We start from the raw sequence: 22,981 nt of genomic DNA, 5'->3' as shown, positions 1-22,981 counted from the left end.
TGTGCGAACGGTATAATCGCCTAACGAATACGCCCTGCGGACCGCCCGTGCCGAGGCGGTTCGCAACGAGGCGATGCGCGCGGCGCGGAACGTCGCGGCCGACCTCGGGCAGTTCGGCCGCGGGGCGCGGCAGGTGCTCGGCATCCTGGCCGGCCTGTCGGAGATCCGCAGCAAGGATGCGCGGGCGTGCACGGCCTACCTCGCGACGGTGGTCGGCCAGGTGCCCGGCTCGTTCTTCTTCGGCGTCGCCGACGCGGATGGAAAGATCCGGTGCAACACCCTCGGCTCGCCGGTCGGGGCCTACACGGTCGCCGACCGGTCCTACTTCCAGGATGCGATGCGTTCCGGCGGGTTCGCCATCGGGCAGGTCGTGTCCGGGCGGGTCACCGGCCGGCCCACCATCCAGTTCGCGCAAGCCATCCCCGACGACGACGGCGACGGGCGGCCCGACGGCATCGTCATCACCAGCATCGACCTGTCCTACCTCGCGGCCCGACAGGCCAATGCCGGGCTGCCGCCCGATGCCGCGCTCACCGTCGCCGACCCCAACGGCACGATCCTGGTACGCTTGCCCGATCACGAGGCGTGGGCGGGCAAGCCGCTTCCTCCGGCTTACTGGAAAGCCCTGACGGATCACCGCGGCACCGTCGCCGACCTGCCGGGGTTGCGCGGCAACCAACGGATCACGGCGGTGGCCGGAGGTTCGCCGGAGGACCTCGAAACCATGACGGTGGCGGTGGGCCTGTCGTCGGCCAGCGCTTTCGCGGACATCGACGCCGCGACCCGCCGCGGGATCGTGCTGATCGGCCTCGGTGCGATCCTCGCCGTCGTCGCCGCGCTGATGGCCGGACGGGTCTTCATCCGCCGGCCGGTGCGACGCCTGCTCGCGGCGGCCAGCGCCTGGCGGGCCGGCGAGCTGGGGACCCGGACCGGGATCTCCGGACCCGGCGAGTTCGGCCGGCTCGGGGAAGCGTTCGACGCCATGGCCGCGTCGCTGCAACGGCACGAGGGCGAGCTGCGCGAGGAGGTCGCGCGCAGCCGCGTCCTACAGGAGCGGCAGACGATGATGCTGCACGAGCTGAACCACCGCGTCCGCAATACCCTGACCACCGTGCAATCCCTGGCGCGGCAGACCCGCCGCGACGACGACCGGGGCGAACGGCTGGAGGGGCGCATCCTCTCGCTGTCCAAGACCCACGACCTGCTGTCGCGCGACGACTGGGGCGGCGCCTCGCTGCGGACAGTGCTGGAAAACGAACTCGCCCCCTTCCGGGACGACCAGGCCCATCGCTTCGACCTGGAGGGCACCGACCTCGACCTGCCGCCGCGCTACGTCCTGGCGCTCGGCATGACGGTGCACGAGTTGACCACCAACGCGGCCAAGTACGGCGCACTCTCGACCGATGCGGGCCGCGTCGAGGTCGCCTGGACCGTCGTCGTCGCCGAGAGCGGCGCGAGGCGGCTCGTTCTGGATTGGCAGGAGAGCGGAGGCCCGCCGGTGCGGGAGCCGGGCAAGCGCGGGTTCGGCACGCGCCTGATCACGGGCGGGATTAGCCGGGAGCTCGGCGGGCTGGTCCGGCTGGACTTCGCCGTCGACGGGTTGCGCTGCAGCCTCGACGTCCCCCTCGACGAGCTGGACCGCTTCACCTCGTTCGGGGGCCTCGCCGACGCGCGGCCGGCCGGGCGGGCCTGAGGGGCCACCCGTCCGCTGGGACGTGGCGTCCCGCCATGTGCGCTGCCTCACCGCGCCGACGGCGGCGGCCGGCTTAGCCGTTCTCGATGAACACCAGCATCCACGACGTCAGCGCACCGATCTTTGTCAACGCGCTTCGCAACATGAGCGCCTGGCTCGACAAGGCGGCCTCGGAGAAGCCGGAGGCCGACCTGCTCCTCGCCCGCCTCGCCCCCGACATGAAGCCGTTGCCGGCCCAGTTCCAGATGGCGTCCGACAGCGCGAAGAACGCGATGGCGCGGCTCGCCGGGATCGAGGCGCCGGCGATGCCGGACGTCGAGGCGAGCTTTGCCGAGCTCAAGCAGCGCTGCGCCCGGACCATCGCCTTCGTCGAGGGAATCGAACCGGCGACGCTGGCATCCGCCGCGGAGCGCGAGGTGGAGCTGAAATTCCCGAACGGCTCGGGATACCGCTTCACCGGGCAGACCTACCTCACCGGGTTCGCGCTCCCGAACTTCTTCTTCCACGTCACCACCGCCTACGCGATCCTGCGCGGGGCCGGCGTGAGCCTCGGCAAGCCGGACTTCCTCCAGCATCTCGGGCCGCCGAACATCCAGGCGGCGAAGTAGGCGACGCACCGGGTGTCGGACATCGTGCACATCAGGTCGGGAGCGCCGCAAGTTCCGGGCGCGCCGGCTTCAAGCCGGGTCCGTCGTCGGCGATGCCGCGGAACTCGGGGCGGTCGAGCCGCTTGGCCTTCCGAGCCGGTGCTCGTGCCGGTCGGGAGGAAGACCATGTCGAGCGACACCGATAAGCACCGCGCCCTGCTCGGCGCCCTCAAGGACGCCCAGGGCAAGGGCGACGGCGCCTTCGAGCGGGCCGTCACGAACGCCTTCGAGCATGTCTTCGAGCATCTCGGGCGCCTGAACGACCACGTTTCGCTCGGCGGCCCAGACGGCGAGGATCCGCACCTGAAGGCCGGCGAGTCGCCCACCCTGCGATAGCCCGCGGACCGGAGGGCATCGCGCTGCGAAGGCGCCGATGCCCTCGACTGCGTTCCGGTTACCGGCGCGTCGACGATGTCAGAACTTGCGGATGACCGGGCTCGCCGCGGGAGGCGCGTCCTTGTCCTGATAGATCGGCACGGTGACCCGCAGCCAGCCGCGTGTCTCGAGGCCGGCGTAGTTGCGCTGGATCACGTCCCGCGTGACGTATGCCTGGAGGTTCACCGGCCCGAAATTGTATCCGACGAGTCCGCCGACGGAGACCTGGCCTTGGCGGGCGTAGGAGGGGTCGCCGGTCGGCAGGTCGATCGATCCGAAGGCCACCGGCCCGACCTCCCATTTGCCAAAATGCTTCGTGGCCGTGAGGTCGAGGTTGAGAAAGTCCGGGTAGTACGTGCCGGTGGCCGACCGCGTGTCGAAGAAGGTGCCGTAGAGGACGTTGCCCGTCAGGTTCCAGCCGTCGCCATTGTACGTGATGGCGAAGCGCTGGTGCAGAACCGGATTCTGGATGACGATCTTCGTGTCGCTCGGGAGGTACGCGCCGAGCAGGTAGCTGAAGTTGAGGTCGTGGCCGAGCTTCCAGGCGACCTGGGCGGCAAGCAGCGTCTGCCCGAACCCGCTCTGGTAGGCCGCGCCCCGCGTGCTCGATGCGGTGATGGGCTGCAGCACGACGAATTGCAGCCGTCCGCCGACGATGTCGGCCGGCGTCGCCCAGATGAAGGACGGCAGGTTGACGTTCGAGTCTGTGCCGCGCGGGGCGATGTCCCGCGAGCCGAAGCTCGACGTGTCGATGAAGTAGAGGCCAACGGGCAACGGCGCGCCGGGGGCCTGCCCCACGGTCTGCCCGGGTTGCGCCGAAGAGCCTGCCGTCGCGGGGGCGGCCGCCAGCCCGAAGATCGACGCGGCCACGGCTGCGACCTTCGTCGCCTGCATGAAACCCGCGCTCGTCATTCCACCGATCATGCCAACGTCCATGCCACCCCGTCGTCGGGTCCGCCCGTATGGCATGGCGCCGGAAATCCTGTCGCTCACTTGTGCGCAAGACGAAGCGTTGCACTGCGAGCGTCGCCATCGTGCAACGCTTCGAGCGCTACTCTCAAGCGCCACGTCAGCACAAGCAGACTGAGAGGAACTTAGAAGCAGCCCCTGTGGCGATCCTTGAACTCGGCTTTGAACATATCGCCGGTGAAGAGTTCCCCCTTGGCATCTTCGATGCGAACGTTCGCATGGCCGGCGTCGATCCAGCGGCGGGCGAGTACGACGGCGCTCGCCGCCATCTGGCGCGTCTGTTGGAGGACGCCTTCCTGGGCGTGGGCGGTGATGACGTAGAGCGCGCGTTGCGGGGGAGCATCTGCCATCCCGCGGTTTAAGCCGCGCTCCGCCCACGCCGCTTTCTCACACGTTAAACAATTCTCGTTTTCGGCGGCATCGCCTTCGCCCCGGCGCGCGGGGACGGCTCAGTCGTGCTGCCCGCATCCGCAGCCCGTCGCGTGGGTGCCACCGGGCCAGCGCGAGGCCCGGATCACGCTGCAGAAGTTCCCCTTGCGGAACGCCGGCTCCTTGTCGGCGATGACGTCGGCCTTGACGTTGCCGAAGGTCGTGTCCGGCTTGTGCCGGATGCCGTCGTAGAAGGCCTGGATGATGTCCTCCTTGAAGTCCGGCGTCCGGGGGAAGACCGAGACCACCGCGGCGCGCTCGGCGTCGGAATACTGGTCGTAGGTCAAGCCGAGCACGTCCATCTCGACGCCGGCCGTGACGAGCGCGACCACCGGGTGCATGTGGACCGGGATGCCGGGCGTGGTGTGCAGGGCGATGGCCGTCCACACCGTGTAGACGTCCGCCTCCGGCACGCCGTGCGCCTTCAGGAAGTCGCGCGCCGCGTTGGCTCCGTCGACCTCGAAGCGCGCGTCGGCGCTGCTGTGGTCCGGCATCAGGCCGACGTCGTGGAACATCGCGCCGGCGTAGAGCAGCTCGCGGTCGAAGCGCAGGCCCTGCCGGACGCCGGCCAGCGCGCCGAACCGATAGACCCGGCTTGAGTGGTTGAAGAGCAGGTCGGTCTCGGTGTCGCGCACGAAGGCGGTGATCGCCTTGGCGAGCGCGCTCTCGGGGATGGCGGCGTCTGACGGGGTGCTCATGGCGGATCTCCTTTGCGCGGGGGCGTTCCACGAGCTACGGACCCCCACGCCCGTCAGCAATCGTCTTGACACGACGATCTCTGCCATCGTGCGCGCAGCGTCAGCCATGGAGCCTGCATGGCCCCCCGATCCGTCGCCGTCCTCGCCCTTCCCGGCGTCCAGCTTCTCGACGTGGCCGGACCGCTCGACGTGTTCGCGGAGGCGAACGCCCAGAGCGGCCGGGACGTCTACGCACTCGCTATCGTCGGAACGGAGCCCAGCCCCATCATCACGTCGTCCGGGCGTGGCCTGGTCGCGGATTGGGTCGCGCCAGACGCCGCGCCGGCGCAGTTCGACACCCTCCTCGTCGCCGGCGCACCGCGGATCCGGGAACTGGAGGTTCGGCCCGACCTCTTGGCGTGGCTCGGCCGAGCCGCGGTGGGCTGCCGGCGCTACGGCTCGGTCTGCAGCGGTGCGTTCCTCCTCGGGCAGGCCGGCCTGCTGGACGGCCGCCGTGTGACGACGCACTGGGCCGTGGCGGAGGCTTTGGCGGAGCACTATCCCGCGGCGATCGTCGAGCCCGACGCGATCTGCCTGTTCGACGGGAGGTTGCGGACCGCCGCCGGAGTGACGGCCGGCCTCGATCTCGCCCTGGCGCTCGTGGAGGAGGATCTCGGCGACGAGATCGCACGCCGGGTCGCGGCTCAGCTCGTCATGTTCTTCAAGCGCGGCGGCGGCCAGATGCAGTTCAGCCGCCGCGGGGTGAGCGCCCCGGTCGGACGCTCCGCCCTGCAGGCGGTGCAGCGCTGGATCGCCGCCCACCCCGCGGAGGACCACGGCGTCGAGCGCCTCGCCGAACGGGTCGGGATGAGCCCGCGCCACTTCGCGCGCCTGTTCCGGGCCGAGACCGGCCTGACGCCCGCGGCCTACGTCGAGACCGTGCGGATCGAGGCCGTCCGCCGCCTGCTCGAAACGAAGGACGCCGCCCTCAAGCAGGTGGCCGACGCTTGCGGCTTCCGCGACGCCGACACCCTCCGGCGCGCATTCGTCCGCCGGGTCGGCACGACGCCGGCCGAATACCGGCGCCGACAGGCGGGGACCTGACCGACGCCTGCCGTCGAAAGGCGTTTTAGGGCGGGGGTTCGGGAAGTAGCCGCCTTCGGTCGGGCACCGCCTCACACGTAGCCCTTGAAGCGGAAGTAACTGCCTCATCGCACGCGATGTCTTCGCGCTACGTGCGTGACACCTGTCTAGGGGCGACGCGGTGCCCGAGCCAGGATTCGCGGTGACAGTCGAACGATGGGGATCGCGTATTTTAAGCGAATTTATAGACAATATGTGCAAAAAGTGCAGAATGAATGTGTCGAACGGCGTCGTCGTGGGCTGCGTCGGCGCAAAAACCAATAAATCTGCGCGGAATGCGCAGGGAGGAGCCCGAGATGCAGATCCCGATCAAGCGGGCGATCGAGGCCGTGCCCGGTGGCATGATGGTGGTGCCGTTGCTCGCCGGGGCGCTCATCGCCACCTTCTTTCCCGGCACGCCGAAGCTTTTCGGCTCGTTCACGGGCGCCCTGTTCTCGGGGGCGCTGACGATCCTCGCCGTGTTCTACGTGTGCATGGGGGCGAGCATCGATTTCCGCGCGACGCCCTACATCGCCAGGAAGGGCGGCACCCTGCTGCTCGTGAAGGTCGGCATCGCCGTGCTTCTGGGCCTGATCTTCGGACGCGTGCTGGGCGAGGCGCCGGTCGCCGCCGGCATGTTCGCGGGCCTGTCCACCCTGGCGGTCGTCGCGGCGATGAACGACACGAACGGCGGCCTCTACATGGCGCTGATGGGCCAGTACGGCCGTCCGCGCGACGTTGGCGCCTACACGGTGATGTCGCTGGAGAGCGGGCCGTTCCTCACCATGGTCACGCTCGGGGTCGCGGGGCTCTCGGCCTTTCCCTGGCAGACGCTGGTCGGGGCCATCCTGCCGCTCCTCGTCGGCATGATCATCGGCAACCTCGACCGTGAGATGCGCGCCTTCCTCGGCCGCGCCATCCCCGTGATGATCCCGTTCTTCGCCTTCGCGCTCGGTGCGGGGCTCGACCTCACCAAGGTCTGGCAGGCGGGCCTTCTCGGCCTCGCGATGGGCGTCGCCGTGGTGGTCGTCACGGGCATCCCGCTGTTCTTCGCGGACCGTCTCACCGGCGGGACCGGGGTCGCCGGGATCGCTGCCGCCTCGACCGCCGGAAACGCGGCTGCGGTGCCCACGATCGTGGCCTCGGCCAACCCGGCCTATGCCGACGCCGCAGGCCCGGCGACGATCCTGGTGGCCGCCTGCGTCGTCGTCACGGCCATTCTCGTCCCCGTGGCGACGGCCTGGGCCGCGCGGCGGTTCGGCGATCCCGTGGAAGCCGAACTCTTGGTGGCCGATCCCGAGCTGGCGCCCGCCGGCCGCGTTCCCGCTTCGGATCGCATGGCCCGCCCGAACCACTCGGCCCGCCCGAACCACTCGGCCGGCCCAGACCGCGTCGCTGGGCGCTGACATGGCCGACCGCTGGCTCATCCTCGCCGACGACCTGACCGGCGCCGCCGACTGCGCCATCGCCTTCGGTCGCCGCGGCCGTGCGGCGGCGGTGAGCTGGGGCACAGCGACTCAGGGCACCGGGACAGGATTCGGCTCTGCGGATCTCCCGGTGTTGTCCTACGATGCCGACAGCCGGAGCCTCTCCGCCGCGGCTGCCGCTCAGCGGCACGCCCAATGCCTGAGGCGCCTCCACGATCCGGACCGGATCCTATTCAAGAAGATCGACTCGACCCTGCGCGGCCAGCCCGCCGCCGAGACCGCCGCAGCGATCCATCACTTGAAGGGCCGGACCGAGGCCGGCCGCGCCGGGACCGTGTTCGGAATCTGCGCCCCGGCCTTTCCGGCCGCCGGGCGCACGACCGTCGGCGGCCGCGTCCACGTCGACGGCCGCCCCCTTGAGGACGCCGAAGTCTGGATGCGTGACCACAGCTACGTGAACGCCGACCTGGCCTTTATGCTGGGCACGGCCGGCGTCGCGACGAAGGCCGTGCCGCTGGCCATGGTGCGCGGCCCGGGCTTCGCGTCGCAGCTCGAGCAGATCGCCGCCGCGGGCGATGTCGTCGCCATCTGCGATGCCGAGACCCAGGAGGATCTCGACTGCATCGCCGCCGCGGGCTTGCGCATCGCCGCCGCGGGCCTGTCATCGTTCTTCGTCGGCAGCGCCGGCCTCGCGCACGCCCTTGCCGCGGTCGAGGCGAGTCCGCCGCTCGCGCCGTTGCGGATTGCGCCGCACCGTGGCGGCAGCTTGATCGTGGTGGGATCGCTCGCGGCAGCCTCCCGCGCGGCCACCCGCAAGCTCGCCGCCCTGGACGGCGTCGTCCACCTGCCCGTTCCGTCCGAGACCCTCCTGCGCGATCCCGGCGACTTGGCCGCCTCGCTCGCGCATGTCGAGATCGCGATCGCCGCCGGGCACGACGTCCTGGTCGAGATCGCGATGGAGGGCGTTCCCGACATGGCCCTCGGCCCCCGCCTCGTGCAAACCCTGGCCGACGCGCTCGCGCCGTTGGGTTCCGGGATCGGCGCGTTCGCGGCCACCGGGGGTGAGACCGCCTCAGCCCTCCTGTCGCGCTTCGGAGTCGAAGGCATCCGCCTTGTCGACGAGATCGAGCCCGGCGTGTCCCTCGGCCTCACGCTCGGCCGCCTCGCCATCCCCGTCGCGACGAAGGCGGGCGCCTTCGGCGACGCCGACAGCCTCATCCGCATCCGCGAGCGCTTGCGTGCGGTCCGCATCGAAGGAAGCTTCTCATGATACGTCCGACCATCGCCATCACCATGGGTGATCCGGCCGGCATCGGCCCCGAGATCATCATGAAGGCGCTCGCCCACGCCGAGGTCCAGGCCCTGTGCCGTCCGCTGGTCGTCGGCGATGCCGGGCGACTCCGGCAGGCGGGCGAGATCGTCGGATCGCGGGTGCCGGTCGATGCCCTGACGGAGGTCGGCGAGGCCGACTTCGACACGGGGGCGGTGCAGTGCATCGACCTCAAGGTCGTCCCCGCCGACCTGCCGTTCGGGCAGGTTTCTCCGGTCGGCGGCGAGGCGGCCTACCAGTTCATCGCCAAGGCGGTCGAGCTGGTGCAGGCGGGCGAAGCCGGCGGGATCTGCACCGCGCCCCTGTCCAAGGAGGCGCTGCATGCCGCCGGCCACAAGTTCCCCGGCCACACCGAGATGCTGGCCCACCTGACCGGCACGCCGGAAGTCTCGATGATGCTGGTCTCGCCCAAGCTCCGGGTGATCCACGTCACGACGCATATCGGCCTCATCGACGCGATCGCGAAGATCGAGCCCGGCCTGGTCGAGCGCGTGATCGCGCGGGGGCATGCCGTGCTGGTGAAGGCCGGCATCGCGAACCCGAAGATCGGCGTCTGCGCGATCAACCCGCATGCGGGCGAGAGCGGCCTGTTCGGCCACGGCGAGGAGGCGGAGAAGATCACGCCGGCGGTCGAGGCCTGCCGGGCCAGGGGGTGGGACGTGCGCGGCCCGCTGCCCGCCGACACGCTGTTCTTCCTCGCCGGCCGCGGCGACTACGACATGGTCGTCGCGATGTACCACGATCAGGGTCACGGCCCGATCAAGGTGCTGGGTCTCGAGGCCGGCGTGAACATCACCGTGGGCCTTCCGGTGATCCGCACCTCGGTCGATCACGGGACCGCCTTCGACATCGCCGGCAAGGGCGTCGCCGACGAGCGCAGCCTGATGGAGGCCCTGCGGCAGGCGGTCGACCTCGCTCCAAAGGCGGCGCCGGCTTCTACATAGCCAGCCGATCCACCCTCGGGCATGATGGGCCCTTCGCTCGGTCGGAGCGGAGGGCGGATCGGGCGCACCGGATCATCTCGGTAGGGTCGTCGTCCTCATGTCGATGCGGAGCAAGGCGCGTCAGGCGCTGCTGCTGGAGGCGCTGAAGCTCGGCGAGATCGACGTCGACGACGTCGCCGCCCGCCTGGACGTTTCGGCCTCAACGGTCCGGCGCGACCTCCAGGTCCTCTCCGCCACCCGGGCCGTCCGCCGGACCTACGGCGGCGCGATCCTCGCCGGGCACCCGGTCGAGACGACCTTGGCCGAGCGCTTGGCCGTGAACGGGCCCGAGAAGCTCGCCATCGCCCGCAAGGCGATCACGCTGGTCGAGGATGGCGACACGCTGATCCTCGACGCCGGCTCCACGGTCGCCGCGTTCGGGCAGTTGCTCGCCAAGCGCCGCCTGCGCATCGTCACCAACAACCTCGCCCTGCTCCCCGCCCTCGCCGAGGCGCCGGGGATCGAGCTCGTGGTCCTGGGAGGCGCCCTGCGGGCCACCAGCATGAGCACGGTCGGCCCCCTCGCCGTCGAGGCGCTTCGCCTCATGACCGCGGATCACGTCGTCCTCAGCGCCGACGGGGTGGTGGCGGGTCGCGGCCTCTGCGAGGCGAGCCTCGATCAGGTAGCCCTCAAATCCCTGATGATGCGCCAAGCGAACGGGGTGATCGTACTCGCCGACGCGAGCAAGCTCGGCCGGGCCGAGCAGAACGCCTGGGCGGCGCTTCCGCGACGGTGGACACTGGTTACGACGTCGGACGCGCCGAGGGATCAGGTGCAGCGCCTCGCGGATGCCGGCGCCGCCGTCCTCGTCGGCCAAAGCGCGTCGCGCAAGCTCTGACCGTCCCGCCGCCGCGCCCTCACGGCATGACGGGCGGATGGTAGGTCAACGTGAAGGCCAGGGCCCAGAGCAGGAACAGCACCAGCGGCAGGTGGACGATGAGCTGAAGGAAGCTGAAGCCGACGATGTCCCGCGCCTTCAAGCCGATGATGCCGACCAGCGGCAGCATCCAGAACGGGTTGATCAGGTTCGGCAGCGCTTCGGCGGCGTTGTAGATCATCACCGCCCAGCCGAGGTGGACCTTCAGCTCGTTGGCCGCCTGGAGCACGTATGGCGCTTCGAGCAACCATTTGCCGCCGCCCGAGGGGACGAAGAAGCCGAGGATCGCCGAGTAGACGCCCATCGTCAGCGGGAAGGTGCCTGCGGTGTTGAGGTTGACGAAGGCATGGGTGATCGCATCTGACGCCGAGGCGCCGGCCGCGTTCTTCGGCACCGTCAGCATCCCGCTGATCGCCGCGTAGAGCGGATACTGGATCAGGATGCCCGCGATCGCCGGCACCGACTTCGAGACGGCCACGAGGAAGCGCTTCGGCCGCCAGTGCAGCAGCAGGCCGAGGGTGAGGAACAGCAGGTTGTAGGTGTTGAGGTTCGAGATCGCGACGATCCACGACTGGCGGGTGAATTCCTGCACGATCCAGCCGCCGGCGATCACCACGAGGAGGATCGTCAGGAGCGGCGAGTGCTCCAGCCACTCGCCCGGCTGGCGCGGCGGCGGGATGTCGGTCGATTCGCGGCTCACGTCGACGCCCAGGGTCTCGGCGGTGACGGCCGTCGCCCCGCGCGGCGCCGAGGCGTAGGCGATCGCCACCGAGACGACGAACAGGATTGCCGCGATCAGCATCGACTGCCACAGGAAGATGGTCTCGCTGAACGGGATCACGCCGGAAATTGCGAGCAGACTCTTGGTCAGGCTCGCAGGGTTGGCCTGGAGTTGCGCCGCCGACGAGCTGAGACCGAGCGCCCAGGTCGCGCCGAGCCCGAGATAAGCCGCCGCGCCCGCGGCCCGGTAATCCATCCGCAGGTCCGTCCGCCGGGCGAGCGCCCGAACCAGCAGGCCGCCGAAGATCAGGCTCAGGCCCCAGCTGAGGAACGACGAGAGCATCGTCGCCCCCGCCACGAACCCGACCGCCCCGCGACCGGTCCGGGGCACCTGCGCCATGCGCTCGATCAGCGCCCGCACCGGTGGCGAGACCGCCACGACGTAGCCGCCGATGGTGACGAAGGCCATCTGCATGGTGAAGGGGATCAAGCTCCAGAAGCCATCGCCGAAGCTCTTGGCGACGGACGCCGCCGGCGCGCCGTTGGCCAAGACGCCGAGGGCGACGATCACCACCGCGATGGCGACGAAGATGAAGGCGTCCGGAAACCAGCGCTCGGCCCAAGCGGTGAAGCGGATGCCGAGACGTTCGAGCGTTCCGGACGCCGGCGACGTGCCGGGATCGGTTGCCGGCACAGGCTTGGAGGGAACAGGCTTGGACAGGGATGGATCAACGGGCGCGATCGCCATGGATGTCCTCTGAGCTTCGGCTCTCCGCGGCCGAAGCCGCAACGATGACACGCCCGTGCTCGACCTCGAAAACGGGCCCTGTTCAAGATCGTGACAGCCGGCCGCGATCGTGGAGGCTGTCGGCTCGCCCGAGGCCCACCGCGTCACGGCAGGCCACGTCGTCCAATACCTATCGCACGCGCTGGGGCGGTCCCTTACGTCAGCGATCGAGATGGCGATTGAAGAAGGACGCGATCTCTTCGAACGCCTCCTTCACCTCCGGGACGCGATCGTCCCGGTAGAATTGCGCGTGCGACTGCCCCTCGAAGACCTGGAGCGCGGCCTCGACCCCGGCCTGCCGGAGCTTGCGGTGCATCCGGACGGTGTTCGAGAGGAGGAGGTCGCGCGTGCCCGTCGTCAGGATCGTCGGCGGGAACCCGCGCACGTCGCCGTTGATCGGCGAAAGCAGGGGATCGGCGAGGTCGTGCCCCGCGGCGTAGAATTTCGTGGCCGCGTCACAGAAGCCGGTCGGCGAGACCAACACGTTGTCCACCATCGCGTTGGTCTGGAACGAGTCGCCGCGTTGCGTGGCGTCCGACATCGGCGTGCCGGGTGCGATCGCTCCGGGCATCGGGAGGCCCTCCGCCTTGGCCCGCAGCATCATCTCGAGGGTCAACGCGCCGCCGGCCGAGCTTCCGAAGACTGCGATCCGGCCGGGGGCGGTGGTCCGAAGCACGGCCTTGTAGACCGTCATGCCGTCGTCGAGCGCTGCCGGAAAGAACGCCTCCGGCGGCATCCGGTAGTCGACCGCGATCACTGTCATCCGGCCGAAGCCGGCCAGGAGCATCGCCTCCGGCAGGGCGGCCTCGCGAGGGTTGAGGACGTAGCAGCCGCCGTGGACGTGGATCGCGATCCGATCCCGGTTCGCGGCGGGAATGTCGGTCGGGGTGATCGTGTACGCCCGCACGCCGTCGATCGTCGTCGGCGCCACGCTCACCCGCAGGCGCTCCGACATCGGCCCGATCTGCGGGGCGACGAGGGTCGCGAAGCCGTCCGAGAGTTGCTTCCAGCCGTCGGGCGTCGTCGGCGGCTTGTCCCAGTTCGTCCGCAGCGGCTGGGCGATGATCGCCTGCAGGGCCGGGCTCACGGTGTCGGGCACCGGGATCGTCTTGGCCGGCACCTCGCGGGGCGAAGGCGGCGCGGCTTGAGCCCAGGCTGCAGACGGGCCCGCGAGGCAGGCGAGGATGGCGGCGGTCATGAAGCGCATGCGGTGGGTCCTGCGATAGAACACGGTCAGGTTCTCGCATCCTCAGGCGAGCCGGCGTCCATCGTGCGTGAGGAGGCGAGCGCCGGCTCGATCCGCAAGCCGGTAGCTTGGTCGAAGAGGTGGATGTGGGCTGCGGGAAACGAGACCCGGATGGCGTCGCCCACGGGCGCGCCGTTGGCGACCTTGAGCGTCAGCGACGCTTCGCCCGGGCGTCCGGCATGCACCAGCATCTCGGAGCCCAGAAGCTCCACGACCTCGACCGGCCAGGCCATGCCCGTTGCGTCGAGCGCGACGTGTTCCGGCCGGATGCCCAGGACCACCCGGTGGCCGTCGGGCCGGTCGAACCGCCAGGGCCCGAGCGCGACGTCGGCGTCCGCCACCCGCACCGTCGTGCCGTCGCGCCCGAGGGTGCCGGGGAGTAGGTTCATCGCCGGCGAGCCGATGAAGCCCGCGACGTAGGTGTCGGCCGGGCGCTCGAACACCTCCGTCGGCGTCGCCAGCTGCACCGGCACGCCCTGGTGCATCACGAGCAACCGGTCGCCCAGCGTCATCGCCTCGACCTGATCGTGGGTGACGTAGAGGCTCGTCACCTTCAGCCGGCGCTGGAGGCGGCGGATTTCGCCGCGCATCTGCACCCTCAGCTTCGCGTCGAGGTTCGACAGCGGCTCGTCGAACAGGAACAGCTTCGGGTCGCGCACGATGGCGCGCCCCATGGCGACGCGCTGGCGCTGGCCGCCGGACAACTGGCGCGGCTTGCGATCAAGCAGCGCTTCCAGGCCCAAGAGGGCCGAGGCCGCGTCGACCTTCGCCCGGATCTCGGCGCGGGGAAGGCCGCGGATCTTCAGTGCGTAGGCCATGTTCTCTAACACGCTCATATGCGGGTACAAGGCGTAATTCTGGAACACCATCGCGATGTCGCGCGCCGACGGGTCGAGGTCCGTGACGTCGCGCCCGTCGATCAGGACGCGCCCGGCGGTCGGCGTCTCGAGGCCCGCCACGATGCGCAGGAGGGTGGATTTTCCGCAGCCCGACGCGCCGACGATGACGAGCATCTCGCCGTCCGCCAGGGCGAGGTCGACGCCCTTCAGGATTTCATTGTCGCCGAAGCTCTTGCGCAGGCCGTCGAGTCTCAGGCCCGCCATCACTTGTCACCCTCCGTCAGGCCCTTCACGAACCAGCGCTGCATGACGAGCACCACCGCGACCGGCGGGATCAGCGCCAGCACCGCCGTCGCCATGACCTTGTTCCATTCGGTGGCGGTGTCGACGCCGACCATCTTGACGATGCTGATGACCACCGTGTCGAGCTTCGGATCGGTCGCGACCAGCAGCGGCCACAGGTACTGGTTCCAGCCGTAGACGAACAGGATCACGAACAGGGCCGCGATGTTGGCGCCCGAGACCGGGATCAGGATGTCCCGCAGGAAGCGCAGGGGGCCGGCCCCGTCCATGCGCGCCGCCTCCACGAGCTCGTCCGGAACCGCGAGGAACGTCTGCCGGAACAGCAGCGTCGCCGTGGCGGAGGCGACGAGGGGAATCGTCAGCCCCGTGAAGCTGTTGATGAGGTCGAGGGAGGACATGACCTGGAAGGTCGGGATCAGCCGCACCTCCACCGGGAGCATCAGCGTCAGGAAGATCAGCCAGAAGGCGGTCATGCGGAAGGGGAAGCGGAAGAAGGTGACGGCGTAGGCCGAGGGCAGCGACAGGGCGATCTTTCCGAACGCGATCGCCAGCGCCATCGCGGCCGAGACGAGCAGCGAGCGCCACACCGGCCCGGCCCCCGCCGACCCGTTCACCAGCACGTCGCGGTAGACGCCGAGGCCGGAGAGGCTCGGGACGAGCGAGACCTCGCCGCGGGCGATCGCGGCCGAATCCTGGGTCGAGCCCGCGACGGCGATCCAGATCGGCAGGGCGAACAGCAGGATCGCCAGGATCAGCACGGCATGCGGGATCAGGGCGGGCATCCTCCGGCGCATCAGGTGGCGGCCTTTCGCCCGAGGAACCGGAACTGCAGGGCGCAGAGGACGATGACGCCGGCCATCAGCACCACGGACTGCGCGGAGGACGAGCCGACGTTCGCGTTGACCACGCCGTCGAGGTACACCTTGAGGACGAGCGTCTGGGTCGACTGGCCCGGCCCTCCGCCGTTCACCGCGTAGACGGTCGCGAAGGTGTCGAAGGCCGCGTAGACGAGGTCGACCACGAGCAGGAAGTAGACCGTCGGCATCAGCAACGGCAGGACGATGGTGCGGAACCGGCGGACGCCGCGGGCGCCGTCGATGCGAGCCGCCTCGATGATCGTCTTCGGGATGGCCTGGAGGCCCGCCAGGAAGAAGATGAAGTTGTAGCTGACCTGCTTCCAGGCGGCGGCCAGCACCACGAGCGCCATGGCCTGCGTGCCGTCGAGCTTGTAGTCCCAGGCGATCCCGATCCGGTTCAGCCAGGCCCCGACGAGGCCGATCTGCGGGTGGAACATCAGCACCCACAGCACCGCCGCCATGGCCGGCGCCACCGCGTAGGGCCAGATCAACATCGTGCGGTAGAAGGCGCGCCCGCGGATCTCGGTGTCGGCCAGGACCGCGAGCACCAGCGCCACGCCCATCGCGATGGCGGTCACGCAGGCGCAGAACACCAGCGTCCGCCCGATCGCGGCGAGGTAGAGCGGATCGCCGAACAGGTCGGCGAAGTTGTCGAGGCCGACGAACTCGGTGCTGGTGCCGAAGGCGTCCTCGCGCTCCAGGCTCGACGTGATCGCCTGGAGGGCCGGCCACAGGAAGAAGACGCCGGTCAGCACCAGTTGCGGCAGGATCAGCAGCGCCGGGAGCACCCGGCCTGGGAACAGCGTCCGTCGTTCCATGTGGGGAGTGCCTTGGTCGGGACTGCCTTGCGCCGGTCCGCCGCGTCAGCCGCGCGCGGATTTCTGGAAGTCGCGCAGCACGCGGTTCCCGCGCGCGACGGCGCCGTCCATGGCCGATTGCGCGGTCTGCTGGCCCTGGAGCGCCTTCTCGATCTCCTCGTAGAGGATCGCGCGGATCTCCGGCAGGCGGCCGAGGCGCAGGCCGCGCGAGTTCGGGGTCAGCTCCCCGCGGGAGAGCTGCCGCGCCGGAACGTCGGTGCCGGGATTCCTGTCGAAGTAGCCCGCCTGCTTCGTGGCCTCGTAGCCGGCCAGCGTCACCGGGACGTAGCCGGTGTTCTGGGCGTAGAGGGCGACCTGCTCGGGCTTCGCGAGGAAGGCGTAGAAGGCCGCAACGCCCTTGTACTCGGCCTCGCTGCGCTTGGGCGCCGTCATCGCCCACAGGCTGGCGCCCCCGATGATCGAGTTGTTCGGCCGCGGGTTCAGCGCCGGCTCGGTCGGCAGGAAGGCCTCGGCGTACCGGAACTTGGCGTTCTTGACGATGTCGGCGCGGCCCGAGGACGAGCCGAAGCCGATCGCGGCCTGCCCGGAATAGAAGACCGCGTCGGGCGCGCCGTCGCGGCCGGCATACTTGAAGGCGCCGTCCTTCGAGAGGTCGAGGAAGCGCTGGAGCTGATCGACGAAGGGCTTGGTGTTGATGAGCAGTTCCGCGCCGAGGCCGTCATAGCCGTCGTTCTCGGTGGCGTAGGCGAGGTTCTGGATCGCGGCGTATTCCTCGAACTGGATCCAGGTCATCCAGGCCGAGGTGCTGGCGATGGGCGTGGCCGCCTTCGACGCGAGGGTGCGGGCCGCCTTGGCGAAGTCGTCGTAGGTGGCCGGCGGCTTGTCCGGGTCGAGCCCCGCCTTCTCGAAGGCGTCGCGGTTGTACCACATCACCGCCGTCGAGGAGTTGAACGGCATCGAGGCGAGCTTGCCGTCGGGCAGGCTGTAGTATCCACGCACGCCGGGGATGTAGGCCTTGGGATCGAGGGCGAGGCCGGTCTCCTCCGCGAGCTTCCAGGCCGGCTTGATGGCGGGGCCCGCCTGCAGCATCGTGCCCGTGCCGACCTCGAAGATCTGGACGACGTGCGGCGCCTTGCCCGCGCGGTAGGCCGCGATCGCCGCCGTCAGCGTCTCGGGATAGGTGCCCTTGAACACCGCCTCAAGGGTGACCTCGGACTGGCTCGCGTTGAAGTCGCGCGTCAGCCGCTCGACCTCCTCGCCGTTCGCGCCCGACATCGCGTGCCAGAGCACGATGGGCGTCCTGTCCGCGGCCGAGACGGAGGCCGAGGGGCGAAGCGCCGTCCACGCGGCGAGGCCGCCGACGCCGGCCAACAGGACGCGACGATCCATCCAAAACCCTCCCGGCGGCGGGATCGACCTGCCCGTTGACGTCGGGCTTGAAGCGCGATCCCGCGGCGGCATCGCACCGGACGGCGCGACGCTCGTGCATTCATCATGCACGGACCGGCGAACGGAATAAAGCGCCCCGCGGCGCGGTCCCGTGATTTGGCCTCGGACCTCCGAGGTGCCGTCCCGGTCGGTTTGCCGACTTCACGTCCGCGCTCGGAGGCGACATCGGCTCATCCCGCATCGCAGCACCCGCTCGCAACGATCGATTGGTTTCATTGCTGTATTCCGTTGGCTTCTCAAGACGCCGCGACGCTTGACGCTGGGATGTCGGGCGTGCCCTCCTGGGTTCAACAATAACCGATCTCGGAGGACCGCCCGCCATGGCCTCGACCCGGTGCTGCATCCTCACGGCCGCGCTCGGCCTCGCCATCTCGGCGGGCTCCGCGTTCGCCGAGCCGATCCACGTCAAGGTCGGCATCCTCAACGACATGTCCGGCGTCTACGCCGACACCGGCGGCAAGGGCTCCGTCGTCGCCGCCCAGATGGCGGTCGAGGACTTCGCCAAGGTAAACCGGGACGTGCAGGTCGAGGTCGTCGCCGCCGACCATCAGAACAAGCCCGACATCGGCGCCGCCGTGGCGCGACAATGGTACGACCGCGACGGCGTCGACGCGATCCTCGACGTTCCCACCTCCTCGGTGGCCCTGGCGGTCAGCCAGGTCACGCGCGAGAAGAACAAGGTCTTCATCGATTCAGGGGCCGGGACCACAGAGCTGACGGGTAAGCAGTGCTCGCCGAACACGATCCAGTGGACCTACGACACCTACGCCCTGTCGCACGGCACGGCCGGCGCCATGCTCGAGCGCGGCGGCGACGCGTGGTACTTCCTCACCGCCGACTACGCGTTCGGCCTCTCCCTGCAGAACGAGGCCACCGCGGTGATCGAGAAGGGCGGTGGCCGCGTCCTGGGTTCGGCCCGCGTGCCGTTCCCCGCCACCGATTTTTCGTCGTTCCTGCTTCAGGCGCAGTCCTCGGGCGCGAAGGTGGTCGGGCTGGCCAACGCCGGCGGCGACACGATCAACGCGATCAAGCAGGCGCACGAGTTCGGGCTGACCGATAGCGGGCAGAAGCTCGCCGCGCTGCTGATCTACGTCGTCGACGTGCACGCGATCGGCCTGCAGACCGCGCAGGGCCTGGTGCTGACGGAGTCGTTCTATTGGGATCTCAACCCGGGGACGCGGGCCTTCTCCGAACGCTTCTACAAGCGCAACGGCGACGCCATGCCGACCATGAACCACGCAGGCGTCTATGCCGGGTTGTCGCATTACTTGAAGGCCGTGGCCGCGACGAAATCCACCGATCCGCAGGCGACGATGGCCTGGATGAAGGCCAACCCGACGGACGACCCGCTGTTCGGCAAGGGGACTATCCGGGCGGACGGCCGCAAGGTGCACCCGATGTACCTGTTCGAGGTGAAGGCGCCCTCGGAGTCGAAGGGGGCGTGGGACCTCTACAAGCTCCTCGACACGATCCCGGCCGACAAGGCCTTTCGCCCGCTCGGGGAAGGCGGCTGCCCCCTGGTCGGCAAGCCGTAGAGGGCACGTCGTGGAGAGCAAGACGGCGTGACGGGGCAAGCCGTTCAGGCCGGGTCGCGCGCGGCAAACCAGTTGCCGTGGAAGCCCGGCGGGATCCGGTGCCCGAGGTGGATTGCGGCGACGGGCTGCGCCTCGAAGGCGCGCGCATCAAGGACGACGAAGTCGGTCGTGTCGCTTGCGGTGTCGACGACGAGTCCGACCAGCCATCCCTCGTCCTCGCCGGCCTCAGGGGCCGCCGGCACGAACACGAACTCCCCCGGCACGCTGCCGGCGCCGAACTCGTGCACGCGACGCGCCCCCGTCGTCAGGTCGTGCTTGTAGATCTGCGTCGCGCCTTCGAGCTGCGTGTTGCCGTCGGCGGGGACCGAGACCGCGTAGACGTAGCGGTGCGGTCGCCCGAAGCGGCGCTCGTCGATCCTCGGAAATTCCTGCGCCGCCGGATCGACCACCCGCCGGTCGACCCGCGCCGTGGCGGGGTCGACGGTCCAGCGCTCCAGCCGGCCCGGCTTGTCGAGACCGCCCGCGGCCGAGGCGAACACGCTGTCGTAGGCGACGACGTCGAGGACCACCCGCCCGTCCGCCTCGTCGTAGGCGTTGCCGACGTGGAACACGAAGCACGGATCGAGCGGGCACCACGTGATGTCGGCGGCCGTCCCGTGCCGGGGGAGCAGGCCGAGGCGGGCGCGGTGGGCAGGGTTCCAGCGGAACGGGAAGCGGTGGCCTGCCACCACCGCCCGCATCGAGAAGGTGAGGGGCAGGTCCAGCACCACCGCGAAGCGCGTCGTGATCGCGCAGTCGTGGATGCAGGGGCCGTGCTCGACCGGGATCGGCAGGTCGCGCACGACGCGGCCGGCGGGCGAGAGGACGACGTGGCGCACGCTGTCCCAGACCCGGCCGTCGTAGGCGATCGCATGCGTCTCCCCGGTCTCCGGGTCGCGGTGCGGATGCCCGGTGAAGGAGCCGGAGAGCGTCCCCTCGAACGGATCGTAGGCTTGCGTCTCCAAGTCGTCGGACAGCGCGACCGGATAGCTGCCGGCCTCGACCAGGGCGAAGGCGCGGCCGCCGATCTCGACGACGTTGGTGTTGACGGTGTCGTCGCCTCGGCGCGGTCCGGGGGCGGCGGGTCGGCCGAGCGCCGCCGAGGCCGTCCGCGAGCCGATCCAGCGGTTGCGGTACCACAGGGCCTTGCCGCCCGCGATGCGGAGGCCGTGCACCATGCCGTCGCCCAGGAACCAGTCGTGGCCGCGCGTCGTCGGGCGAGCCGGGTTGGCGCCCATCTTGAGGTAGCGCCCGTCGAGCCCCGGCGGGATCGTCCCGGTCACCGGCAGGTCCCGCAGCGTCAGCTCCGCGCGCATCGGCGCGTGGACGCCGACCACGAACGGGTGCTCCGTCCCCGGCAGGCGCAGCCGGTTGCCGGCCGCCACCAGCGCGACGAGGCCCTCGGCGGCGGCACGGACGGTCGACGTGACAGGGTTCGACATCGGTCGAGGGGTCCAAGCGTGGTGCGGGGACGAGAGCCGTGGTGAACCGTGACGGGTGCGCCGGGGCGCGACCGCACACGCGCCTTGAGCGGGATCGAGAACCGACATAGGGCCCATGGGCTTCCTCCGGCAATGCGATCGCCGTCCCGCCGCCGAGAACCGATGATGCGCCTCGCCCGCTTGCTCCGCGCTGCTACCCTCCCGCTGGTCTTGGTAACGGCTCCGGCGACGGCCGGCCCGGCATCTTCGGAGACACCTCCGGAGGCATCGTCCTGGGCCGACTGCCTGGGCAGGATCGCCGCCGACGCGCAGGCAAGCGGGGTGCCGCGAGCCTTGGCGGACGGGCAGCTCGCCGGCTTGGCGTCCAACCCGGACGTGCTGGCGGCGACCCGCGGCCAGGCCGAGTTCGTCAAGCCGATCTGGGCCTACCTCGACGCCACGATCACCGAGGCGACCATCGCCGAGGGGCAGCGCAAGCTCGGGGAATGGGCCACGATCCTCGAGGCGATCGAGCAGCGCACCGGCGTCGATCGCTTCACCCTCGTGGCCTTCTGGGGCGTCGAGTCGGGCTACGGCAAGGTCCTCGACGACGCCGCGATCGTCCGTCCGGTGGTGCAATCGCTCGCGACGCTGGCCTGCGGCGATCCCGGCCGACCGGGCTACTGGCGCGACGAGCTCATCGAGGCTCTTCGCATCCTCGCGCAAGGGGACGTGCCGCCCGCGCGCCTGACCGGCTCGTGGGCCGGCGCCATGGGCCATACCCAGTTCATGCCGAGCGTCTACCGCGCCCACGCCGTGGATTTCGACGGCGACGGCCGACGCGACCTCTGGTCGGTTCCCGACGCCCTCGCTTCGACGGCGAACTACCTCGTCGCCATGGGCTGGCGCCGCGGCGAAGCCTGGGGCAGCGAGGCGGCGCTGGGAGAGCGCTTTGACTACGCGCTGGCGGACGAGACCACCGCGCGCAGCCTCGACGGTTGGCGTGCGGTCGGCGTGACGCCCGTCCCCCAGCGCGAGGGGGATGGCGCCGCGCAAGCGACCCTCGTCGTCCCCGCGGGCGCGGGCGGTCCGGCCTTCCTGCTGCGGCCGAACTTCTCGGCGATCCTGCGCTACAACACGTCGCTGTCCTACGCGCTCACCGTCGCGCACCTGTCGGACCGCCTGCGCGGGCAAGCCGCCTTCAGCCCGCGACTGGCCCCGCGGCGACCGTGCCCTGACCGAAGCCGAGCGCCGCGACCTGCAAACCCGCCTGGACGCGCACGGCCACACGGTCGGCGTCGTCGACGGCCGGATCGGTCCGAAGACGCGGGCCGCGATCCGCGCCTACCAGGCCGCGACCGGCCTCCGCCCGGACGGCTATGCCGACGTCGCCCTGCTGGAGCGGCTGCGGACGGCGCCGTGAGGCCCGGCGCCGGGGCGCGGACAACGGCGCCGGGCGCGCGCCCACCCGAGTCCAGATCACCGGAGCATCCGCGAGCGAGGAGGATACCGGCTCGCGCGATGAGATTGCGATTATACAGTCGGCGGAATGACTTTGCGTACCTAGTAGCTACACAAAATACCCGAAACCGTGAAGTCCATACGTTACGCGACGTTAAAATATGCCTCTACGATGCCATTTCTGATATGCCAGCCGCACGGCGTCATCTTTAGATATTCATCGCGTGCGATCTGAAACCCTTTGGGGCATAACTTATAATCGAAGGCGTCCTTCCCTGGCATTGGCGTCAGAATGGACCAAAGCGCCTCTGCGTCAGGGGGAAGACTCTTGACATAATTACCTTCTACTGCCCGTAAGTCGCGCTTGAAGGCTGTGTATGTCGGATGAATCTCGCGCGATGAAATGCTTTCCTTAAAATAAGAAATAGCGCGTTCCGCGAAAGCGAGCGTGGTATTGCACAACGTAGAAAGACGAACGGGATCTTGATTTTCTTTAATTAAGAATTCAGGCGCGGCCATAGAAATATAAGACTCATCAGCCTGCCATTCTGCTGATTCTTCAGAACTATCGATATAACTAAGAGGCTAAAAATCGCCAGCTAAATAAGCTTTCGGTTCTCCTTCGTGATACCGAACGTGACCTAGCTCATGCCCAAGAATTTCTTGCCCTCCGTTTATTCCAAGAATAGCATCTCTTTCGGTGGTCTTTGTAACAAATACGCGTATCGTTCCCCCGCGAACATACCGGGTTAACGCCGGCAATCCATGCAACTGATCATCTTCTTGAACAACAACCTCAAGTTTGGAGAAGCGGCCTCCGAGCTTTGGAAGCCGATTGCGAAGCAAATCGAGGAAGTCTATTTGCGATTGGCCGTGAATGCCTGTTGACCTTCTAAGATCAAGGCTATCGCGCCAAATCTCACTTCTTGAGAGACGCTTTACCGGCCAATCGCGCATAATCAGTCTCCGCTCAAGTC

At 69.3% G+C, this 22,981-nt stretch carries 21 protein-coding genes and 1 pseudogene; 11 read left to right on the top strand and 11 right to left on the bottom strand.

Annotated features, from left to right (window positions below):
* Positions 1–73 precede the first annotated feature (73 nt).
* The 3 genes from MFF13_RS12175 to MFF13_RS12165 all read left to right on the top strand — a co-directional run bounded on the left by MFF13_RS12175 (position 74) and on the right by MFF13_RS12165 (position 2,676).
* A complete protein-coding gene (locus tag MFF13_RS12175; RefSeq protein ID WP_238272250.1) occupies positions 74–1,693 on the top strand; it encodes an HWE histidine kinase domain-containing protein in 1,620 nt (539 codons plus the stop codon).
* Positions 1,694–1,779: 86 nt separating this feature from the next.
* A complete protein-coding gene (locus tag MFF13_RS12170) occupies positions 1,780–2,301 on the top strand; it encodes a DUF1993 domain-containing protein (protein ID WP_147829156.1) in 522 nt (173 codons plus the stop codon).
* A 165-nt stretch (positions 2,302–2,466) separates the two neighbouring features.
* Positions 2,467–2,676 carry a hypothetical protein gene (locus tag MFF13_RS12165; RefSeq protein WP_147829158.1) on the top strand — a complete coding sequence of 70 codons (210 nt, stop codon included), beginning with the start codon at positions 2,467–2,469 and terminating at the stop codon, positions 2,674–2,676.
* Positions 2,677–2,754: 78 nt separating this feature from the next.
* Here the strand turns inward: MFF13_RS12165 and MFF13_RS12160 are convergent, their stop codons facing one another.
* The gene (locus MFF13_RS12160) at positions 2,755–3,609 is read right to left on the bottom strand and encodes a transporter (protein WP_238272249.1); all 855 of its coding nucleotides are present in this window, start codon (positions 3,607–3,609) and stop codon (positions 2,755–2,757) included.
* Positions 3,610–3,824: 215 nt separating this feature from the next.
* On the opposite strand from MFF13_RS12160, the gene MFF13_RS12155 reads away from it, so the two are divergent.
* Entirely contained in the window at positions 3,825–4,046 is a 222-nt protein-coding gene (locus MFF13_RS12155; RefSeq protein WP_238272248.1) for a hypothetical protein, read from the top strand.
* Positions 4,047–4,133: 87 nt separating this feature from the next.
* On the opposite strand, the gene MFF13_RS12150 is transcribed toward MFF13_RS12155, so the two are convergent.
* A complete protein-coding gene (locus tag MFF13_RS12150; RefSeq protein WP_147761656.1) occupies positions 4,134–4,811 on the bottom strand; it encodes an HD domain-containing protein in 678 nt (225 codons plus the stop codon).
* 117 nt (positions 4,812–4,928) lie between these two features.
* Between MFF13_RS12150 and MFF13_RS12145 the strand changes: the two genes are divergently transcribed.
* The 5 genes from MFF13_RS12145 to MFF13_RS12125 all read left to right on the top strand — a co-directional run bounded on the left by MFF13_RS12145 (position 4,929) and on the right by MFF13_RS12125 (position 10,490).
* Positions 4,929–5,894 (top strand): GlxA family transcriptional regulator, encoded by a 966-nt coding sequence (locus MFF13_RS12145; RefSeq protein WP_147829162.1) that lies wholly within the window; start codon positions 4,929–4,931, stop codon positions 5,892–5,894.
* 335 nt (positions 5,895–6,229) lie between these two features.
* The gene (locus tag MFF13_RS12140) at positions 6,230–7,318 is read left to right on the top strand and encodes a 2-keto-3-deoxygluconate permease (RefSeq protein ID WP_147829164.1); all 1,089 of its coding nucleotides are present in this window, start codon (positions 6,230–6,232) and stop codon (positions 7,316–7,318) included.
* 1 nt (position 7,319) lies between these two features.
* Positions 7,320–8,609, top strand: a complete 1,290-nt coding sequence (locus tag MFF13_RS12135) for a four-carbon acid sugar kinase family protein (RefSeq protein ID WP_238272247.1) — start codon at positions 7,320–7,322, stop codon at positions 8,607–8,609.
* The gene (gene pdxA / locus MFF13_RS12130) at positions 8,606–9,613 is read left to right on the top strand and encodes a 4-hydroxythreonine-4-phosphate dehydrogenase PdxA (RefSeq protein ID WP_238272246.1); all 1,008 of its coding nucleotides are present in this window, start codon (positions 8,606–8,608) and stop codon (positions 9,611–9,613) included. The genes MFF13_RS12135 and pdxA overlap by 4 nt, the downstream gene beginning before the upstream one ends.
* A 97-nt stretch (positions 9,614–9,710) precedes the next feature.
* Positions 9,711–10,490: a DeoR/GlpR family DNA-binding transcription regulator gene (locus MFF13_RS12125; protein ID WP_147761660.1), complete on the top strand. Its 780-nt coding sequence runs from the start codon at positions 9,711–9,713 to the stop codon at positions 10,488–10,490.
* A gap of 19 nt (positions 10,491–10,509) precedes the next feature.
* Here the strand turns inward: MFF13_RS12125 and MFF13_RS12120 are convergent, their stop codons facing one another.
* From MFF13_RS12120 to ugpB, 6 genes are all read right to left on the bottom strand, one after another.
* Positions 10,510–11,997, bottom strand: a complete 1,488-nt coding sequence (locus MFF13_RS12120) for a short-chain fatty acid transporter (protein ID WP_238272245.1) — start codon at positions 11,995–11,997, stop codon at positions 10,510–10,512.
* 199 nt (positions 11,998–12,196) lie between these two features.
* Positions 12,197–13,243 (bottom strand): alpha/beta hydrolase, encoded by a 1,047-nt coding sequence (locus MFF13_RS12115; RefSeq protein ID WP_147829170.1) that lies wholly within the window; start codon positions 13,241–13,243, stop codon positions 12,197–12,199.
* A 26-nt stretch (positions 13,244–13,269) separates the two neighbouring features.
* On the bottom strand, positions 13,270–14,385 hold the full coding sequence (locus tag MFF13_RS12110; protein ID WP_147829172.1) for an ABC transporter ATP-binding protein: 1,116 nt from the start codon (positions 14,383–14,385) through the stop codon (positions 13,270–13,272).
* Complete coding sequence (gene ugpE, locus MFF13_RS12105; RefSeq protein ID WP_238272244.1) at positions 14,385–15,206, bottom strand: sn-glycerol-3-phosphate ABC transporter permease UgpE; 822 nt, start codon at positions 15,204–15,206, stop codon at positions 14,385–14,387. Before ugpE ends, MFF13_RS12110 begins: the two co-directional genes overlap by 1 nt.
* 11 nt (positions 15,207–15,217) lie before the next feature.
* On the bottom strand, positions 15,218–16,099 hold the full coding sequence (locus MFF13_RS12100; RefSeq protein ID WP_147829174.1) for an ABC transporter permease subunit: 882 nt from the start codon (positions 16,097–16,099) through the stop codon (positions 15,218–15,220).
* A 45-nt stretch (positions 16,100–16,144) separates the two neighbouring features.
* A complete protein-coding gene (gene ugpB / locus MFF13_RS12095; protein WP_147829176.1) occupies positions 16,145–17,488 on the bottom strand; it encodes a sn-glycerol-3-phosphate ABC transporter substrate-binding protein UgpB in 1,344 nt (447 codons plus the stop codon).
* A gap of 380 nt (positions 17,489–17,868) precedes the next feature.
* On the opposite strand from ugpB, the gene MFF13_RS12090 reads away from it, so the two are divergent.
* Positions 17,869–19,083, top strand: a complete 1,215-nt coding sequence (locus MFF13_RS12090) for an ABC transporter substrate-binding protein (protein ID WP_238272243.1) — start codon at positions 17,869–17,871, stop codon at positions 19,081–19,083.
* 44 nt (positions 19,084–19,127) lie between these two features.
* On the opposite strand, the gene MFF13_RS12085 is transcribed toward MFF13_RS12090, so the two are convergent.
* On the bottom strand, positions 19,128–20,564 hold the full coding sequence (locus MFF13_RS12085) for an 8'-apo-carotenoid 13,14-cleaving dioxygenase (protein WP_147832014.1): 1,437 nt from the start codon (positions 20,562–20,564) through the stop codon (positions 19,128–19,130).
* Between the two features lie 165 nt (positions 20,565–20,729).
* Between MFF13_RS12085 and MFF13_RS12080 the strand changes: the two are divergent.
* Positions 20,730–21,966: pseudogene (locus MFF13_RS12080) on the top strand (lytic murein transglycosylase).
* Positions 21,967–22,148: 182 nt separating this feature from the next.
* On the opposite strand, the gene MFF13_RS12075 reads toward MFF13_RS12080, so the two are convergent.
* Positions 22,149–22,523, bottom strand: a complete 375-nt coding sequence (locus tag MFF13_RS12075; protein WP_238272242.1) for a hypothetical protein — start codon at positions 22,521–22,523, stop codon at positions 22,149–22,151.
* A 66-nt stretch (positions 22,524–22,589) separates the two neighbouring features.
* Positions 22,590–22,961, bottom strand: a complete 372-nt coding sequence (locus MFF13_RS12070) for a hypothetical protein (RefSeq protein ID WP_238272241.1) — start codon at positions 22,959–22,961, stop codon at positions 22,590–22,592.
* Positions 22,962–22,981: the final 20 nt, after the last annotated feature.

It is taken from the genome of Methylobacterium cerastii, assembly GCF_022179125.1.
Lineage (GTDB): Bacteria > Pseudomonadota > Alphaproteobacteria > Rhizobiales > Beijerinckiaceae > Methylobacterium > Methylobacterium cerastii.
Note: the sequence above shows the minus strand (reverse complement) of the source record. Positions and strands in the feature narration are given on the sequence as shown.

What these genes read in the sequence shown, in the direction of transcription:
- MFF13_RS12175 (WP_238272250.1), top strand. Translation starts at nt 74, where the DNA reads ATGCGCGCGGCGCGGAACGTCGCGGCCGACCTCGGGCAGTTCGGCCGC.
- MFF13_RS12170 (WP_147829156.1), top strand. Translation starts at nt 1,780, where the DNA reads ATGAACACCAGCATCCACGACGTCAGCGCACCGATCTTTGTCAACGCG.
- MFF13_RS12165 (WP_147829158.1), top strand. Translation starts at nt 2,467, where the DNA reads ATGTCGAGCGACACCGATAAGCACCGCGCCCTGCTCGGCGCCCTCAAG.
- MFF13_RS12160 (WP_238272249.1), bottom strand. Translation starts at nt 3,609, where the DNA reads ATGCAGGCGACGAAGGTCGCAGCCGTGGCCGCGTCGATCTTCGGGCTG.
- MFF13_RS12150 (WP_147761656.1), bottom strand. Translation starts at nt 4,811, where the DNA reads ATGAGCACCCCGTCAGACGCCGCCATCCCCGAGAGCGCGCTCGCCAAG.
- MFF13_RS12145 (WP_147829162.1), top strand. Translation starts at nt 4,929, where the DNA reads ATGGCCCCCCGATCCGTCGCCGTCCTCGCCCTTCCCGGCGTCCAGCTT.
- MFF13_RS12140 (WP_147829164.1), top strand. Translation starts at nt 6,230, where the DNA reads ATGCAGATCCCGATCAAGCGGGCGATCGAGGCCGTGCCCGGTGGCATG.
- MFF13_RS12135 (WP_238272247.1), top strand. Translation starts at nt 7,320, where the DNA reads ATGGCCGACCGCTGGCTCATCCTCGCCGACGACCTGACCGGCGCCGCC.
- pdxA (WP_238272246.1), top strand. Translation starts at nt 8,606, where the DNA reads ATGATACGTCCGACCATCGCCATCACCATGGGTGATCCGGCCGGCATC.
- MFF13_RS12125 (WP_147761660.1), top strand. Translation starts at nt 9,711, where the DNA reads ATGTCGATGCGGAGCAAGGCGCGTCAGGCGCTGCTGCTGGAGGCGCTG.
- MFF13_RS12120 (WP_238272245.1), bottom strand. Translation starts at nt 11,997, where the DNA reads ATGGCGATCGCGCCCGTTGATCCATCCCTGTCCAAGCCTGTTCCCTCC.
- MFF13_RS12115 (WP_147829170.1), bottom strand. Translation starts at nt 13,243, where the DNA reads ATGCGCTTCATGACCGCCGCCATCCTCGCCTGCCTCGCGGGCCCGTCT.
- MFF13_RS12110 (WP_147829172.1), bottom strand. Translation starts at nt 14,385, where the DNA reads ATGGCGGGCCTGAGACTCGACGGCCTGCGCAAGAGCTTCGGCGACAAT.
- ugpE (WP_238272244.1), bottom strand. Translation starts at nt 15,206, where the DNA reads ATGCCCGCCCTGATCCCGCATGCCGTGCTGATCCTGGCGATCCTGCTG.
- MFF13_RS12100 (WP_147829174.1), bottom strand. Translation starts at nt 16,099, where the DNA reads ATGGAACGACGGACGCTGTTCCCAGGCCGGGTGCTCCCGGCGCTGCTG.
- ugpB (WP_147829176.1), bottom strand. Translation starts at nt 17,488, where the DNA reads ATGGATCGTCGCGTCCTGTTGGCCGGCGTCGGCGGCCTCGCCGCGTGG.
- MFF13_RS12090 (WP_238272243.1), top strand. Translation starts at nt 17,869, where the DNA reads ATGGCCTCGACCCGGTGCTGCATCCTCACGGCCGCGCTCGGCCTCGCC.
- MFF13_RS12085 (WP_147832014.1), bottom strand. Translation starts at nt 20,564, where the DNA reads ATGTCGAACCCTGTCACGTCGACCGTCCGTGCCGCCGCCGAGGGCCTC.
- MFF13_RS12075 (WP_238272242.1), bottom strand. Translation starts at nt 22,523, where the DNA reads ATGGCCGCGCCTGAATTCTTAATTAAAGAAAATCAAGATCCCGTTCGT.
- MFF13_RS12070 (WP_238272241.1), bottom strand. Translation starts at nt 22,961, where the DNA reads ATGCGCGATTGGCCGGTAAAGCGTCTCTCAAGAAGTGAGATTTGGCGC.